The following is a 16519-nucleotide window of genomic DNA, read 5'->3' as shown; positions in this document are numbered from 1 at the left end:
CGGGGCTTCGTGGGTCATATTCCCTTCTTGGAGGGAGTGCAGGAACAGACCCGATGGTGACATGCTGGGATCATGTCACCTTGCATCGCCCCACACGCGATGCATGAACTTGGTGCGTTTGACGGCCGCGAAGTTCGCGCCTGAAAGCGCATTCGCCTATCGATGGCTTCAAATATCAAGCAACTGGCCTGTACAGACAATTGGACGTCCAAATGTCTCAGGTTCACGTCGACAAAGATTCACTGAGGCGACGGATCAAGGGATACATGAAGCTTTCTTCAGATGCGGAGCATCAAGAAAAAAAGCCCGATGCGACCGCGAATCGCAACGGGCTCGTCATATCAGACCTGCCTAGTTGCTATCAGGCAGCGTCGATGGCCGCCACCATGTGCTCCTCCCGCGCGCGGGTATTCACAGGATTGACAACATCAAACATGGCGAACGCAGAAAAAAGTATTTTGGGATGCTCTGAATGAGCCGCTCTCTTAAAACCGACTTTACTTTCAAGTCAATTGAGCTTCGCCATAGACGCCAATCGGCGCTATCCACGGATCTGGACAAATGTGTGGGAACGGAATCGATGGAATATCTTTGCCAAGAAATTGGCAGAGTGCGCTCCAGCCATCACCTCTGCAGATATTTATGCATAGAAGTTGATGGGTCTTGGAAAAATGCTGTCGCACTGCAGAATAGTGGCTACTGTACGTGTCGTCGAACAGCCGTTCTTGGTACAACATCGTTCCGTATACATTGAAATCCACAAGGTCTTCATTCCACAATCTCTGGCGGCGTACCGAACGCTGAGACCAATGTTTGGCACACGATGCGTGCCAAGCTTGGCGTTCTCTCTCCGTCAGTATAAATAAACTGCCTGGATACAAACGATCAAGTTCCCTGAAATACCGGCTGAAAATGATGTCGCATACTGCATCGTTATCCTCAATGGCAGGACAGCGAAGATTGCCAGTCAACAGTGCCATGATTGATCGTCCATCCGTTGGGTTGTGAACGGACCTGTACCCAAGAATCTCTAGCGCCTCACATAGCGAGGACGTGCCTGTCTTGGACAGGCCAATCCCGAAGATCTTGCGTCGCGAACTTCCTCTATCCATAGCGACCTCTGCGAAGAAAAAAGGTCGGGCACTCGTAATGTGTCCCCATATTGGGTAAAACCAACCCCCTCGTCGTCAGGTTGGCGATGTAAACACCGTCAGCATCCATGTTCAACGGACATGTCGCCGACCAGCGGGTACCGCTACAACAAATTGACACGTGATCGAAATCAGAACGACTAAGTTGGCGGTCAAATAAGCACAGTGAGTCATCCGGTCCGATAATGCCCTCAAGCCAAATGAATCGTTCTTTTGAGCCAGACCCATCAGAACACACCAGCGCGCTGCATCCGTCGAGGGTCGTGTGCGCGTGAACCGCATAACCTACTGGCAAGCGGCGCCAGTATCTTCTGGCCGCAGAGATCGATTCTTGAAGGAACTGATCGACCGTGCGAGCGTCCGGTGTACGGCGATCAATCAACTTAGGTATGAGCCGTTCCAAAGCTCGATGCAAATACTTTCGATCAAGACTTTCACGTGGTTTCAGCAGGCGCGCAGCCGTCCACCAAGCTACATAACGTACCGACTTGTCGTATCCCTTTAGAATGCCGTCTATCGAGCATAGCGTCTGGTATTCATCGGTGTCTTGCTTCGCCGAATCGCTGACAAGCGTCAGATACAACCAGTTCGAGTTTTGTGCGCCACTTCCAGCGATGACTTCACCAAATCGGTATTTCACACGCGACTTCTGCTGGCGTTGAAAATAGCCGCGCAAAATACGGTGCATCGCGTCCTTCTCGGAAGCGCCAACATGGTTAGCTTGCAGCAACTCAAGGCCATAGTGTCGCCAAGCGCCTTCGTAGAAAGCGTCGGCAGAAGCCTGCAATTCCTGGGTTAATGGCAATGCATTGTCGCATTTCCGATACTTAGTAAAGTAAAATATCAACGATGCGATCACTCGCTTAAGAAGGTTGATCTCGTCGCCGAGGCCAGGGAGCACACTATGGACTTGCGCGCTTGCCCAGTTTGGCAAGGCATGCGCGTTGCCAAAGTCGAGCAACTCCCCGGAGATCGAGACATTCGAAGAAAAATAGCCGCCGGAAAACAATCGATGTATCTGGCCAAACGCAATCTGCTCGACAACCATTTGAACAAATGTGCGTAACGTGTTTCGTTCCATCTGCGTTCCGACATCTGAAATATGATTCACCCATTGAGTGATCATGTCTCGAGTTCGTTGCACATCATCGACTTGCCGGTTGACAAAACCTGTCACCGAACGCTTGAACATGGGCGCTCTCTCTGCATGCGCCGGCCGAACTGTTGCGGGCCTGACCAGAATCGCTCGGCGCGCATTTTGATCGTACCGGTCATCTGGATTTGCGCTGGAAAAAAACAATCCCGTGTCGATGACCGCCATCGCCGGTATCGCGCCGTGAGGGAATTCGGCTGATGCAATCTCAGCAAAGATCGCCTCCCTCAATGCTTCAGCTACCGACAAGCAGCCATGCGAATGACCTTCGGCAATGCCGTGGGAGACTAATGGCGTCTGACCAATCCCCTTGGCTTGAAAGCAACCGAGTGTCGCGACGCGCCCACTGCCACCATGTTGTGCCACGCCATCCGTCGCGCCGTAGCGGTCCGCGTGTAAGTAACGAGTCTCCTTGCTGACTCCCTCACACTCAACTACCCAGCCAAATTCGTCAGTAAGCCATTCGTATACCCGATGCGCTTGACTTGCTACAGATAAATCCATGCCATGCTCTAGAAACCATCGACGGTTGCACCAGATCACCTTTGGATTTTGTAGCCGGTGAGCTACGAAGGGTACAAGAAGTTTCTCGCTCCATCGCTCTAGCTTTGGCAATCCTTGTTCAAGTCTTTCGATTTCGAGCGCTGAAAAATGTTGTACTAAGGTCTTTGCCACGTTGTTATTTTCCGAACCGTACCATCCTCGCGCCGACGTAAGGATTTGGCGATCTCGCTACCATTGAGCAACGCCATGGTTTCGCGAATGCGCGCCTTTACGCTTCCATCCAACACAAGGAAGTCGATGAGCCAGAGTCGATCGCCCTCGTTCCATTCGCTGATATGCAACAGAACCTCCGGGTCGTGAATGAAACGATGCTCTGCATCTTCTGCCAACCATGCCCACGTTACATAGCCGCGGACGTTACCCAGTGCATCCAGGAAAAAGTGAATTTGCTCATGCCGAATAGCTGGCTCTATCCATAAAGGAATGCAGACAATCGGATACTCGCAGTAAAGCGGCGACTGCGCGATGACAGTCGCCGCCATGCCAATTTGAGCGATGGGGCCAATATCGCCGCTCAATGCGTCGCCTCTTCCATCCTGCTGACCACACCGTGCGATCTCAGCTCCTTAGCAATAGCCTCATCTTTTACATGAGTAGAGTTACCTACCAAATCCAGTACTGTTCCACCACCCGCGAGCTTGCGATTGGGATTATGGTCATATTTGAGAATGAGCTTTACCGACGCAAGTTGGCGCCCTCGCACTGCGGCTTCCAAGGCCGTTTGGCCCATGGCGTCCACCTTATCGATCTTCGCTCCATGATCCAGAAGAAAAGTCGTGATTGCCTCGTTACCGCTTACCGCTGCCCTAACGAGCGGCGTGACTGTATAGGTACCATTGGGATCTGCACCCGCTTCAACCAAAATCCGGACAACATCAAGCTGGCAGGCCGAAACCGCAATGCCTAACAATGGCAGTTCTTCGGCGGCCGATAATTGAAAAGAGGTGTTCGGACTCACGCCATCACTCATCGCCTTTTTCACCACTGCAGTTTGACCCGTGACAATCGCGTTGATGAGTAAGAGATTCTGCTCGGCGTGGTCAGGATCGGTCGCATGCAGCGCGCGAGCGTAAAAGCTCATAACTGATTGAACGGATGCCTCGCTGAGTGAACAGCCAGAGGCAAATGCACTGGAGCAATTTGCCATACCGATAAAGGCCATAGTCGCTGCACAAAACAACTTTGTACCTGTATTCATGGAAATCTCCTAGTTATTGCAACCTGCTGGTTTAAAACCTTCCTGCCATGCGAATGCTGCGATGACATCCAGCATCTCACCCGTTGAAAGATCCGTTAGCTTCGTCGACTGAGCCATCGCTTGTGACATACCAAGGGTTGATAGAAAATTGGCCATGGCATTCGGATTCACGCTTACCGGAGCCCATGTATTGACCAGATCATAAACTGTGTAGATGCTATCGGGACTGTTAGGTGAGGGGGCGGCCGCGTAAGTACTCACCGATGCAATCGCGGCATTCACACCATGTACCAAGCTAGGAAAAACCGCAAAGCCTGCCGTTGAACCAATTGATCCATAGCGCTCAGCCAAAGGTGACGAAGCAGGAATATCGACCGGATTATTTGCGCGCAGGGGTATGGGGATCGACGTATTATTTGGATCAGGCGGTCCCCAACTGGTACCAGGAACCATCGTTGAGGCCAAAAGTCGCGCAGTACAAGAAGAATGACTGGATGGTGCTGCAGAACTTGAACCTCCAGGCCCCGTCCCTGGCGCTGGCTGCATAGGCCCCCACCAGAAAAAGGTCGAGGGAACACTGTATACATTAGGGATAAACGCCGTAACGTTTATCATTTGAAGCTCAGTTGAGTTTTGTGCCAGAGCAATCCCTGTTGCAATAACGGACCCAACAACTAGTGCAATTTGCGCTGCACTCGGCTTACGCATTACTTCTCCCTTGTCAACAACGTGACGCTAATGAAGCAAAAACGTACTAATACGCGTCGTTAACGTATGCTTCGTATGTGTACCGATGCAGTCAGGGAAATTCTCTACTACCTGTGGGTTTCTTCTTAAAAGAATGAAGCCCCGACAACCGGGGACAGGTTGCCGGGGCTTCGTGGGTCATATTCCCTTCTTGGAGGGAGTGCAGGAACAGACCCGATGGTGACATGCTGGGATCATGTCACCTTGCATCGCCCCACACGCGATGCAAGACCTTAGTGCGATCAGTTTGCTATGAAGTTCACGCGCAAAAAGCTTTTCGTACGCCTATGGCCCTAAATACCAAGCAACTGGCCTGCGTCGACAATTGGACGTCCAAATATATGCAGCTTTGCTCTCCCCCTTCTGGAGAGAGGGACCGTCCTAGCGAAAAGTTCACCTTAACCTCTAGGCCGTCATTCCCGCGAAAGCGCACCGCTGCCCGAGGAAGTTTCGTAGTACCTCACCGTCATTCCGGCGAAGGCCGGAATCCATGTCGAGTCTAGCCATGGATCGGCGATTACCTTTACTCCGCATTGATATAGATGGATTCCGGCCTTCGCCGGAATGACCATAAGGCAAGATTGAAGGCTATGGTGAGAACAAGTTCCTCGCTGCATTCTTTTGCAAAAAGTGCCTGTAGAACGGCAGTTTTATGAGCTTCAGCAAAATCGTCTCCGGACAGCACTGCGCGAAAGCGGGAATGACGACCATGGAGACATGAGAATCATGGAGAAAATGTGCATAAAAAAGCCCGATGCGACCGCGAATCGCATCGGGCTCGTCACATCAAACTTGTCTAATCGCGATCAGCTTGCATCGATCGCCACCACATCGCTCGCCGCCGCGCCAAATGCCGGCGGCCGGTCTTCGAGCTTCGTCCCAAACGCCATGTTCGGCGTGTCGGACATGTGGAATTCCAATACGCCACCCGCAGCCAGCTCCGCATGGCTGATCCAGCTCTTCGTCCACGGCTTGCCGTTCCACGTCACCGACTGGATATAAGGACGATTCGATCCGTTGTTGAACGTGCGGATCACCAGCTTGCGATCGCCACCGAGCTTGATCTCGGCGTGATCGAGCACCGGACTGCCGAACACATAGTTCGTGCTGACCGGATCGACCGCGTACAAACCCAACGCGCTCATGATGTACCACGCACTCATCTGGCCGCAGTCTTCATTGCCGGCAAGGCCGTCCGGGTCCGGCGGATACATCGTTTCCGTCAGCATGCGCACGCGCGACTGCGTCTTGTAGTGCGAGCCGGTGTACGCATACAGATAAGCCATGTGATGGCTGGGCTCGTTGCCATGCGCGTACTGGCCCACCATGCCGGCGATATCCGGCGGTGCATCCGGCGGCAGCTTGGAGCTGGTGGTGAACAGCTCATCTAGCTTGCGCTCGAACACGTCGGGGCCGCCGAACAAGCCCATGTACGCGTACAGATCATGCTGGTTGAGGAAGGTGGCCTGCCAGGAATTCGATTCCGTGAAATCGCGCCACTCCTTCGAGTGGCCCATGCCGCGCGGATCGAACGGCTCCAGCCATTCGCCGTTTTCGCCACGTGGACGCATGAAGTTCAGCTTGGTATCGAACACGTGGCGGTAGTTGCGCGAACGCTGGCGCAGCTTATCGGCCAGATCTTTTTCACCCGCGGCATCGGCCATATGCGACACGGCCCAGTCGTCGTAGGAGTATTCCAGCGTCTTGCTGACTGCTTCCGGCTCTTTGTCGCTGGGGATGTAGCCGAGCTTGCGGTAGTAGGGCAGGCCGCGATAATCGTCTTCCATCGCGCGCTTGCGATAGATCGGCCATGCTTTGGCGTAATCGATGCCAGTGAAGCCTTTCGCCTGCGCTTCGGCCAGCACGACCGCCGAGTGGTAACCGATCATGCAACCTGTTTCCACACCTTGCAGCGGCCACACGGCAGGACCTTCCGGGCTTTCTTCCGCCATGCGGACCAGGCAATTGAGGAAATCCGGCACGCGCTCGGGCTGGTACAGCGTGTACAGCGGATGCAGCGCGCGATACGTATCCCACAGCGAATAGGTGCTGTAGTTGTTCTGCCCCTGCGGCAATTGATGGATGGCCAGGTCCATGCCGCGATAGCGCCCGTCCACGTCGCTGAACAGCGTCGGCGCCAGCATGGTGTGATACAGCGAGCTGTAGAACACGCGCAGCGTGCGTTCCGACGACGATTCCACGCGAATGCGGCTCAGTTCATGTTCCCACGCATCCGCTGCCGCCTGTTGCAGCTGATCGAATTCCCAGCCGGGTATTTCCGTATCGAGATTGCGCAGCGCGCCTTCGATATCCACGCCGGAAATGCCCACCTTCACCAGCACGGGCTCCTTGGCGACATCATCGATATGCAACACAGCCTTCAGGTGCGTGCCCTTGAGTTCGCCGGTGCCGGTGGGTGCCACCACGTCTTCCGAATAAAGCGTGGCTTGCGAAAACGGCCGCGATACTTTCATCGCGAAATGGATGTAGCGCCCATCCGCCCACTGGTGCACGCGCCGGCTGCCGACCAGCGTGTCGTTGCCGACCAGCTTGAGCTGCGCATCGGTCACTTTGCAGGGCACTTTGAAATCGTCGTGGAAACCGTGAGCCCAATCCACCATCAAATGCCCACTGCCGGCACCGTGGAAGGTGTAGCGGTGCAAGCCCGCGCGCATGCTGGCGGTAAGCTCCGCGCGAATGTCGTGATCGGTCAGATGCACGCTGTAATAGCCGGGACGCGCATGCTCCGCGTTGAAGCGCGAGCGGTAGCCACGGCCAGGGTGCGCCTTGTTGTGCTCGGTCAGCTGGGGGCCCGAGCCGGCGGCGCCATCGAAGCGCGAGTGGTAATTCGCGTCAGGCAAACCACGGTCACCAGGCTGCAGCAACACCTCGCCCTGCGCCGGCATCACCAGCACGTCGAGCATGTCCGCCGCGCCGGTACCGCTCAAATGCGTATGCGAAAAGCCCATGATCGAACCGTCGGCCTGGTGATAACCGGACGATGCATCCCAGCCGGCGTCATTCGTATCGGGGCTCAACTGCACCATGCCGAACGGCATCGACGCGCCCGGATAGGTATGCCCATGCCCGCCGGTACCGACGAACACATCCACATAGCGGGACACACCATTGGCTTTCGTCGCCGCTGCGCCGCCGGCCATCCCCGACGCCGCGCCCGAGCTTTTCGCCAATCGCGCCAGCGCAGGTAACGGACCGCCCAATGCAGCCGCCGCCCCCAAGCCTTGCAGGAACCTTCGACGTGACACCATGTTGCTACTCCCCAGATTTCTCGTTGTCGTGAAAGCGAAAGCGTCAGCGAAAAGCTTGCGGAGTAACTACCCCGATCGCGTGCAAAACGCACTCACTCGGTAAGCCAAGGGCTTGGCCGATTGGGCCAAGGCTACCTTCCGACTGTAAACGAAAAATTTGTCTCGATCCAAATTTTTCTTTGTCGAGAATAAATGGCTAATTTTAAAGGATTTTATTGAAATTTTGCGGCAACGCAAAACAAAAGCGGCCGGCGTCGCTTAACGGTGTTGTTGTCGGTGTTGTTTAACCGTGCCGCGTTTTCCGTAACCGTGTCGCCACCACTTCGGTATTCGTGAAACTCAGCGGTCAATCTCAGCTTGTCGTTTTGTTGGCCTCGTTTCCACTGAGCCAAAATATTCGAATCAGGGTTGAGCAGCGCATCAGGCGCCGGCGTTACTTGCGCCGCTGATCTTCCTGAGCGCGCCATTCCTTAACAAGCTGCCGGCGGTTGCGCAGATAGCGGTCATCCGAGAATTCAACCTTAACAATGCGGTCTGCACGGAATAGACGAAAATCACTGCTCGACTCGCACCACCCCGCAATGAACCGGCGCGATTCGACGAAACCGAGCATGATGGGCCAAATCGTCCGCTCTGATACGGCCCCTTTTTGGTCCTTGTATACGATGCGCATCTTGTGCTGCTCTCGCATAGCCTGTCGGACTCGTGCCAAGTCGAGTCCTGATGTGTCCTCTTTTTTGCGGCCGACGTAAAGTGCATTGTCGTCCAGGGCGAGTCTCATTTCAGGTGGAAGAACGCCGCTTATTTTGCCGAGCGCATTTTGTGCAGCAAGGGCCAGAGCGTCATCTGTTTGGCGGCTGACCCACTGTGCGCCAGCAACAAGCGCTTGCAGTTCTTCCTCTGTAAAAGACAGAGGTGGCAGAAGGAATCCCGGTCGAAGTATGTAGCCGATGCCAGGGGCGCCATCGATATCAGCCCCCATGGCCTGTAGCGTGGCGATGTCGCGACGGATAGTGCGCAGCGACACGCCAGACTCGCGCGCAAGTACTTCGCCGGACACCGTTCCACGGTGTCGACGCAGTACCTGCATGAGGTCAAATAGCCGGTGGCTTCGTGACACGCTCAATCCATCATTACGAGTCCTTTCCCTCCAAGCTTACGGCCCGCCTCGAGCGCAGTCATCAGTCGAATCGCTTCGCTCAGGGGGACAATCTCCGCGACAGGGAGTCGAAGTTTTCCTCCCGCGGCAGCTCGAGCAAGGGCATCGAGAATGTCGGTGCTCGGTGTGCAGACGATCGGCTTCAATTGCCGGTTGAACATTGAACGAAGGAACTTGGCCGGAGTTGGATTGATATCCAGGAACACGCCGGCCTGCCGCAGCAAGCCGAGGCCAACGTCGGTCGTCATGGTCGCAGCCGTGTCGTAGACCACATCGAAACGTTCGCTGAGCTCCAATAGAGCGGTTGTCCGATAGTCGTAGATAGTTTGAACGCCGATGGACCGCGCCCTTTCCATGGATCCGGCACTGCAACTACCCGAGATGGTGGCACCCAACATCCGCGTGATCTGTACCGCCGCCTCGCCCACAGCACCGGCACATCCATTGATGAAAACGCGCTTGCCTGCCGTCAATTTCGCTTTGTCCACCAAGCCGTTCCACGCCGTAACACCAGGCGTTCCTAGACAAGCTGCATCTTCGAAGGGAACGTTGTTAGGTTTTTTGGCAAGAAAGGTTTCGCAAGTGATCACGGCATGACCGAGGGCACCGCTTTCCTCGAGGCGGGCAAGACCAAACACGGCGTCACCGGGCTTGAAGCGCGTTACTCCGGGACCCACCGAGATCACTGTTCCAGAGAAGTCGCTTCCCATCGCGCGTGGAAAAGCTTTTCCCGTCACCATCTTCAGATGCCCGTTGCGCACCTTCCAGTCGATGGGATTGATGGCAGCAAACCTGATCTTCACCGCTACCTCGCCGTGGCCTGGCTCAGCCAGCGCGAAGTCTTGGAGTCGCATCAGCTCTGGGCCGCCGTATTTGTTGTATTGAATGCGCTTCATGGCAAGCTGTTCTAGCCGGAGTCAGTGCGGCTGAACGGTTGCAGCGTAAGCAACAAACGGCGTGGCGTCGTAGATCACATGGGTGGAGCCGAGCTTGCCGTCTTTGACTTTGATGAGTTCAGCGACGACGGCGTGTGGAACCGGGTGGGTTTCCACGTCGTAGACCACTATTGCCTGCTCGTCGTCGCCATAGACGGCGAGGGTGGCAAGGTTAGTGATCATCTTGGCGAAGCCGTCTTGGAAGGCACGGAATCGTTCAATACCAGTCGTTTGTCCAAGGGGTGACGTGCAAACTACGTCGTCAGCCGAGATCGAAACGATCGTATCCACATCTTTGTTAGCTATTGCTTCGACGTAGGTGCGAGCAATCTCTAGTGCGGTGCCGTTGGTGTTGGTCATGACGGTTTCCTTCTATTGAGTGAGGAAACTCAGCCTAGGTCACCATAGTGACAGTTTATGGCACCATTGTTTTACGCGCTCAGTTGCGCGGGAGTTATTTGCTGGGAGCTAGAGCGCACTAGCCGCTACCCCTGGCATGGCGGAGAGCGCTCCGCAGATGAGTAGCGCCAGGACGACCAGCTTGGCGGGTATCTGTCCTAGTCGCAGAGCGCAGAAAACCACGTAACCCTGTCGCAGACAGACAAGCGAGAGCATTCTCTGAAAATTTTTCCTTTTCAAAACAATAGATTGATAGACGCGACAAGGTAAGGTGACACCAACAGTTGTGGTTACCGCTACTTGTCGCGACCACCTAACCCTGTCACAAGGTTTCGGTCTGGCAGTTAACTATCTCGGCAAGTGCAAACCGGTCGATGGTGAACGCGGGACCCTTTGTTAAAGGACGAGATGATGATGCAGCTGCTAAAGCGAGTTTCCGCGTTGTTACTCGCAGTGAGCTTCTTTCTGCCATTGACGCAATGTTCTCAGAAGCTGGGCGACACCTCGCCGCCTGTGACGGTATCGGCCAGCAATGCCTACGAATGGCCGAGCCTACTCTCGGCAGTTGTTTTGTTGCTTTTCTTTTGGCCGCTAGTGCTTCAACTTTGGAGCGCCATTAAGAGGATACGTATAACGAGTCGAAAAGCATCCTGGATTGAATTCGGTCTCAGCATTTTGAGCTTGGCCGGAATCGCGGGAATTGCCTTGCCTTGGATGCTGACCTTTGGTGCTTCGATTCGATATGGTGCATTTGTAGCTTCGGGTAGCGTGCTTGCATATGGCACGGCGTCGCTGGTTGAAGCAGTGCAGACAGGCACCAGACCTCTGAGACGAGGTGGACAAGTCTCGCGACCAGATAGTCCTATTTGATGCCCCGGTCCCTGAGGACTTCGTCGAGCAACGTTTGATCGACGTCACTCTTGCGTGAGCTATGGTCCGCGAAAACGATCTACATCAGCTGGGTGCTGAAGGCATCTTCTGCAATCTGTGTTGCGGTGATACGCCGCGTTGATGCTGCTTCGTGGAGAGCTTGTTTATCCACGGCGGAAAAAAGAGAGAGGCATGTCCCACTTCAGAATATAGCTCACCCAGGGGCTTGCAGTAAGTCCCGGGTAGTACTGCAGCATCGCCCACCGTTGCCGTAACCGGCCAAAGTGGGAGTCGCAACATGCGTGTGCTGTTATCGACGTACGGATTGCGTACAGACGTCCAAATCACAAAGGCATTTGCGATGCAACGGCCAGCCTTTCGCATGCAACAGCTGACGGGAGTGTGGCGATGAACAAGCATCAAGTAGTCATCGCCGGAGGTGGTCCAACGGGGCTCATGCTGGCAGGTGAGTTGGCCCTGGCGCAGATCGATGTCGCCATTGTCGAACGGCGCGCCAACCAGGACGTTGCCGGTTCGCGTGCAGGCGGTCTGCATTCGCGCACCATCGAAGTTCTCGATCAGCGTGGCATTGCCGAGCGGTTCCTCTCGCAGGGGCAAACGTATCCGATCGTGCACTTCCACACGCGGTTGGATATCAGTGACTTTCCCACCCGGCACAACTATGTGCTCGGGCTATGGCAAAAACATATCGAACGGATTCTTGCCGACTGGGTGGATGAGTTGGCGGTGCCCATCTATCGCGAACGTGGAGTGACGGGTTTTACGCAGGACGACACTGGCGTTGACGTCGAGCTGTCTGATGGCGGCTCGTTGCGTACGCAATATCTCGTCGGCTGCGATGGCGGACGCAGCCTGATCCGCAAAATAGCCGGCATCGAGTTCGCCGGGTGGGAGCCGACGATGAGTTGGCTGATCGCCGAGGCCGAGATGACCGGGGAGCCGGAATGGGGCATCCGCCATAACGATGCCGGTATGCAGGCGATTGGCAAGCTGGAAGATGGCCAGCGTGCGCGCATGGTGCTGACCGAGCCGCAGCTGGGACCAGCCTGCGAACCGACACTGCAAGATATCCGTGAAGCATTGATCGCCGTATACGGCAGCGATTTCGGAATCCACAGCCCTACCTGGATCTCCCGGTTCACCGATATGACTCGCCAAGCGGTGAACTACCGCAAGGGGCGGGTCTTGTTGGCTGGCGATGCCGCACACGTACATCCCCCGATGGGCGGGCAAGGTCTTAACCTCGGTGTGCAAGATGCCGTGAACCTGGGCTGGAAGCTGGCTCAGGTGATCAAGCGGATGTCGCCGGAGAGCTTGCTGGATACCTACCATGCCGAACGCCACCCAGCCGCCGCTCGCGTGCTGCACAACACGATGGCGCAAACCGCGCTTCACCGCACCGACGATCGCACCAAGGCGCTCGGCGACATCTTTGCCGAGATCTTTGCCATGGACGAACCGCGCAAACGATTGGTTGGGATGATGTCCGGTCTGGACGTGCATTACGACATTGGTGAGGGACACCCGCTGCTGGGACGCCGCATGCCTGACCTCGATCTGGTTGCCGTAGACGGCACAGTGCGCGTCTTCACTTTGCTGCACGATGCGCGGCCGATCTTGCTTAACTTCGGCAAGCCGGGCAGCGTCGGTATCGATCCATGGGCCGATCGCATTCGCTTGGTCGACGCCACATACACAGATTCGTGGGAGCTCCCGGTGATCGGTGTAGTCCCTGCTCCCGCCGCTGTGTTGATTCGGCCCGATGGTTATGTGGCTTGGGCAGGAGACCCGGGCCAGTCGAGTCTCGCTGATGCGCTGACCGCCTGGTTCGGATCGCCGTAGGGTAACGAGCCTTCAGGCGTGACTTGCTCTGACAACGCATCAACCATAGAGCCGCAGGCAAGCATGCGCCGCGCCACGTTTATATTAGTAATGTGCGAGCCATCACAGTATTTGCCTGAGTTGCGCCGCGAAATTTATCCAGACTCAAGGCACAACGTTTCCACAGCTTGGCTCGAATTGTGCATGTCTTTATGACGTTGATTTGATCCGACTAATAACTCCAACTGGGCACCGGAAGCTACATGGGTCACACCTATGATGAACGGCTCTCCCAAGGTCTCCTCTGAGTCGACCATTCTTGTATTCGGCAGCTTGACTGCCGTATTGCTCCTCGCCGTGCTGATGAACGGCTTGAGGTCGGATCTCCGTTCAGAACTGAACGAGGGCGGCCACCGGGTCAACGAAGTGGCTCTCAACGTGGCGCAAATGCTGCGTAGCCCCTTGCGTTCCAGCGTCAACGCCATGACGTTCATCGCCGAAGAATCGGGCCGTCTCCAACGCACCGTGCCGCAGCAGAGCGATGCGTTGCTGAAAGATATCGTTGCCCAGACGCTTCGGCGGCAACCTCAGTTTCTGAGTATTGCCTTCACAAAGACCGGTACCCCCGGTGGATCGCCAACCATTCCCGGCCCGGAAAGCGATGTTTTGGCATCGTGTGACATGTACCTACCCACGGTCGCGAAAAAAGTATGTTTTGCGACCGTAGTGAAAACGCCGCGTGGGTGGACGCTACCTCTCTCGGTGCCGCTGGAAGGCGGGCAATGGGTGGTCGGAGATATCCAGGTCGCCGCGCTGAAGCGTACCGTCGCGAACGCGCCCCATGCAGACGACATATTCTTCGAGGTCGTTGATGCACATGGGCAGAAAATCGTGGAGGGCGGTAATCCCGCCGCTGCATCCGTCGCGGTGGAAGAACCCCGGGAGCCTTGGTGGATCCGAAAGCTGTTCGGCATTCACAGGTCCATGCCATTGCGGGCTACCGTGGCAGTCGAGCTATATCCCTTCACGGTGAACGCAGGCATGACGTACCAGAAGGCCCTCGTCCCGTGGCGCGGGCAAGTGTTGGAAGCTGTCAGCTTCTACTTTCTTTACTTGTCCGCTTTCATGTATCTGTTGTGGACTGTCACTCAAAACGCAAAAATGCAGCGCTACTACATCCAGAGCCTGCAAGCGAAGACGTCGGATCTACATACCGCTCAACGCATCGGACGAACGGCCATCTGGGCACTTTGCGAAAATGCGCAATGCTTTTGCTGTGATGACGCAGATGAAATATTGGGCATGCCCCCTGGCAAGACCACGGCGAGCGTCAAGGAATTCCTGGCACTGGTGGCCCCGCCGGATCGATTGCCGCTGGTCAGGCACGTGAGGAGTGCGTGGGTAAACAACGGACGGCTACATACCGAATTTCATATCAAGCGACTGGATGGCTCAATACGTCGTCTTTCGGCGGGTGGGCAAGTCGTCGTCGACGAAGCGGGCACCAAGCGCATGACCGGCACGGTCGTGGACGTCACCGAACAATGGCAAGCCCGTCAGCAGCAAGCGGAAAGCGAGCACCGTTTCCGTTCTCTCTTTGAACATAACCCGCTTCCTTTTTGGGTATTCGACGCGTCCACGCTGCGGTTCCTGGAAGTCAACGCGACGGCCGTGCGGGTCTACGGGTATAGCCGCGACGAATTCCTGGGCATGACCATTCTGGACATCCGGGAGCCTGAGGATCGCGTCAACGTCGTAGCCGATGTCACGTCACCGCGCGACGCAAGACAAGCCCCCAAAATCTGGCTGCATAAAACCAAGGAAGGAAAAACCATCGATGTGCGTATCCACAGTGCCGACATTGTCTTCAATGGCCGCCCGGCACGCCTGATCCTGGCGGAGGACATTACGGCGCATTTGGCCGATGAGCGCGAGCTTGCGTACCGCGCTTCGCATGATCTCATAACCAGGCTGCCGAACCAGCGCACCTTGATGGCCTGGATGGATGCGCTGATCGCGGAAAAATCCGCTTTCGACATCGCCTACATCCAGTTGCTGGGCATGGATGCCATCTCCGACACCTTCGGCATCAACGTTGCCTCCGGCGTCTTGCAGGCGGTGGCGGTGCGCCTCGCCGAACTTGTCGGCGACAATGAATTTCTGGCTACCGTGAATCATGAAGCTTTCGCGTTGGCGACCGCATCGGGCCGATTGACGAACGCGAAACTCGAAACGGTCAGTAATGCGATTACCGAACCCCTGTACTACGAGGACACTCAGCATCAGATCGACATCGTGATCGGCGTGGCGAGCCATCCACAGGATGGCGCCCAAAGCAATGCACTTTTTGCACGCGCTGCGCTCGCTGCGCACGCCTATCTTGGAAGCGAGCAGCCTATCCATTATTTCGAGTCATCGCTGGCGCAAAAATCCAAGGAAAAATTGCATTTTGCGGCATGCCTGCGGCGCGCCGTGAAACGGCACGAGTTTGAAATGTACTACCAGCCCATCACGAATTACCCGGATATGCGCCTGATCGGCCTGGAGGCATTGATCCGATGGCCGCAAGAAGATGGAACGGTCATTCTGCCTTCGTCATTCATCCCGATCTGCGAGGAGTCCGGCCTGATCGTGCCCCTGGGGCGATGGGTCTTCCATCAGGTGGCGAAGGCGAGCCGCGAGATCCGGGAGGCGGGTTTTGACAGCTTGCCAATCGGCGTGAACGTTTCACCCACGGAGTTACACCACAGCGATCTGGTCGAGAACCTTCGTGCGGTTCGTGACGCGTACTCGCTTGCGGACAGCGCCATCCACATCGAATTGACGGAAAGCAGCTTGATAGAGCACAAGGACAAAGCCGTCGCCGTCATGAAGCAACTAAGGGCCGACGGGTTCGCCGTCGCGCTCGACGATTTTGGCACCGGGTTTTCCAGTCTTGCCTACTTGCGCGATTTGCCGATCGATATATTGAAAATCGACCAGGCATTCATCCGCAACGTCGACTGGGATGCGCGCTCGGCAACGATTTGCGAAGCCATCATTGCGCTTGGTAAAAGCCTCAACGTTCGTGTGATTGCCGAGGGTATCGAGCGTGCTTCGCAATACCATTGGCTGCATCAACATGGCTGCGACGGGGCGCAGGGTTTTTACCTGAGCAAGCCGCAACGGCTTGCCGAGTTCCTGGAGCAATGGACGCCGGCAAAGGAAAAAGCACAATGATGACCCTCCTGCG

13 protein-coding genes are annotated in these 16519 nt (G+C 55.8%); 4 read left to right on the top strand and 9 right to left on the bottom strand.

Annotated features, from left to right (window positions below; all coding sequences use genetic code 11):
- Window positions 1-266 precede the first annotated feature (266 nt).
- A complete protein-coding gene (locus IEX75_RS09590; protein ID WP_188793981.1) occupies window positions 267-476 on the top strand; it encodes a hypothetical protein in 210 nt (69 codons plus the stop codon).
- Window positions 477-503: 27 nt separating this feature from the next.
- Here the strand turns inward: IEX75_RS09590 and IEX75_RS09585 are convergent, their stop codons facing one another.
- The 9 genes from IEX75_RS09585 to IEX75_RS09545 all read right to left on the bottom strand — a co-directional run bounded on the left by IEX75_RS09585 (window position 504) and on the right by IEX75_RS09545 (window position 10536).
- The gene (locus IEX75_RS09585) at window positions 504-1112 is read right to left on the bottom strand and encodes a sulfotransferase family protein (protein WP_188793980.1); all 609 of its coding nucleotides are present in this window, start codon (window positions 1110-1112) and stop codon (window positions 504-506) included.
- Entirely contained in the window at window positions 1105-2979 is a 1875-nt protein-coding gene (locus tag IEX75_RS09580) for a hypothetical protein (protein ID WP_188793979.1), read from the bottom strand. Before IEX75_RS09580 ends, IEX75_RS09585 begins: the two co-directional genes overlap by 8 nt.
- Complete coding sequence (locus IEX75_RS09575) at window positions 2964-3386, bottom strand: toxin-activating lysine-acyltransferase (protein WP_229720720.1); 423 nt, start codon at window positions 3384-3386, stop codon at window positions 2964-2966. The genes IEX75_RS09580 and IEX75_RS09575 overlap by 16 nt, the downstream gene beginning before the upstream one ends.
- Window positions 3383-4066, bottom strand: coding sequence for an ankyrin repeat domain-containing protein (locus IEX75_RS09570; protein ID WP_188793978.1), 684 nt, complete (start codon window positions 4064-4066; stop codon window positions 3383-3385). Before IEX75_RS09570 ends, IEX75_RS09575 begins: the two co-directional genes overlap by 4 nt.
- 9 nt (window positions 4067-4075) lie before the next feature.
- The gene (locus tag IEX75_RS09565; RefSeq protein ID WP_188793977.1) at window positions 4076-4774 is read right to left on the bottom strand and encodes a hypothetical protein; all 699 of its coding nucleotides are present in this window, start codon (window positions 4772-4774) and stop codon (window positions 4076-4078) included.
- Between the two features lie 845 nt (window positions 4775-5619).
- Window positions 5620-8082 carry a GH92 family glycosyl hydrolase gene (locus IEX75_RS09560; RefSeq protein WP_188793976.1) on the bottom strand — a complete coding sequence of 821 codons (2463 nt, stop codon included), beginning with the start codon at window positions 8080-8082 and terminating at the stop codon, window positions 5620-5622.
- A 433-nt stretch (window positions 8083-8515) separates the two neighbouring features.
- Window positions 8516-9202, bottom strand: coding sequence for a helix-turn-helix transcriptional regulator (locus tag IEX75_RS09555; RefSeq protein WP_268236466.1), 687 nt, complete (start codon window positions 9200-9202; stop codon window positions 8516-8518).
- 2 nt (window positions 9203-9204) lie between these two features.
- Window positions 9205-10137 carry an NAD(P)-dependent alcohol dehydrogenase gene (locus IEX75_RS09550; protein WP_188793974.1) on the bottom strand — a complete coding sequence of 311 codons (933 nt, stop codon included), beginning with the start codon at window positions 10135-10137 and terminating at the stop codon, window positions 9205-9207.
- Between the two features lie 21 nt (window positions 10138-10158).
- The gene (locus tag IEX75_RS09545; RefSeq protein WP_188793973.1) at window positions 10159-10536 is read right to left on the bottom strand and encodes a nuclear transport factor 2 family protein; all 378 of its coding nucleotides are present in this window, start codon (window positions 10534-10536) and stop codon (window positions 10159-10161) included.
- Window positions 10537-10983: 447 nt separating this feature from the next.
- Here IEX75_RS09545 and IEX75_RS24110 point away from each other — a divergent pair, with 447 nt between their 5' ends.
- From IEX75_RS24110 to IEX75_RS09535, 3 genes are all read left to right on the top strand, one after another.
- Window positions 10984-11445 (top strand): hypothetical protein, encoded by a 462-nt coding sequence (locus tag IEX75_RS24110; RefSeq protein WP_229720719.1) that lies wholly within the window; start codon window positions 10984-10986, stop codon window positions 11443-11445.
- Between the two features lie 408 nt (window positions 11446-11853).
- Window positions 11854-13308 carry an FAD-dependent monooxygenase gene (locus tag IEX75_RS09540; protein ID WP_188793972.1) on the top strand — a complete coding sequence of 485 codons (1455 nt, stop codon included), beginning with the start codon at window positions 11854-11856 and terminating at the stop codon, window positions 13306-13308.
- 255 nt (window positions 13309-13563) lie between these two features.
- Window positions 13564-16506 carry a putative bifunctional diguanylate cyclase/phosphodiesterase gene (locus IEX75_RS09535; RefSeq protein ID WP_188793971.1) on the top strand — a complete coding sequence of 981 codons (2943 nt, stop codon included), beginning with the start codon at window positions 13564-13566 and terminating at the stop codon, window positions 16504-16506.
- Window positions 16507-16519: the final 13 nt, after the last annotated feature.

This window comes from Dyella nitratireducens (genome assembly GCF_014642835.1).
Lineage (GTDB): Bacteria > Pseudomonadota > Gammaproteobacteria > Xanthomonadales > Rhodanobacteraceae > Dyella_B > Dyella_B nitratireducens.
Note: the sequence above shows the minus strand (reverse complement) of the source record. Positions and strands in the feature narration are given on the sequence as shown.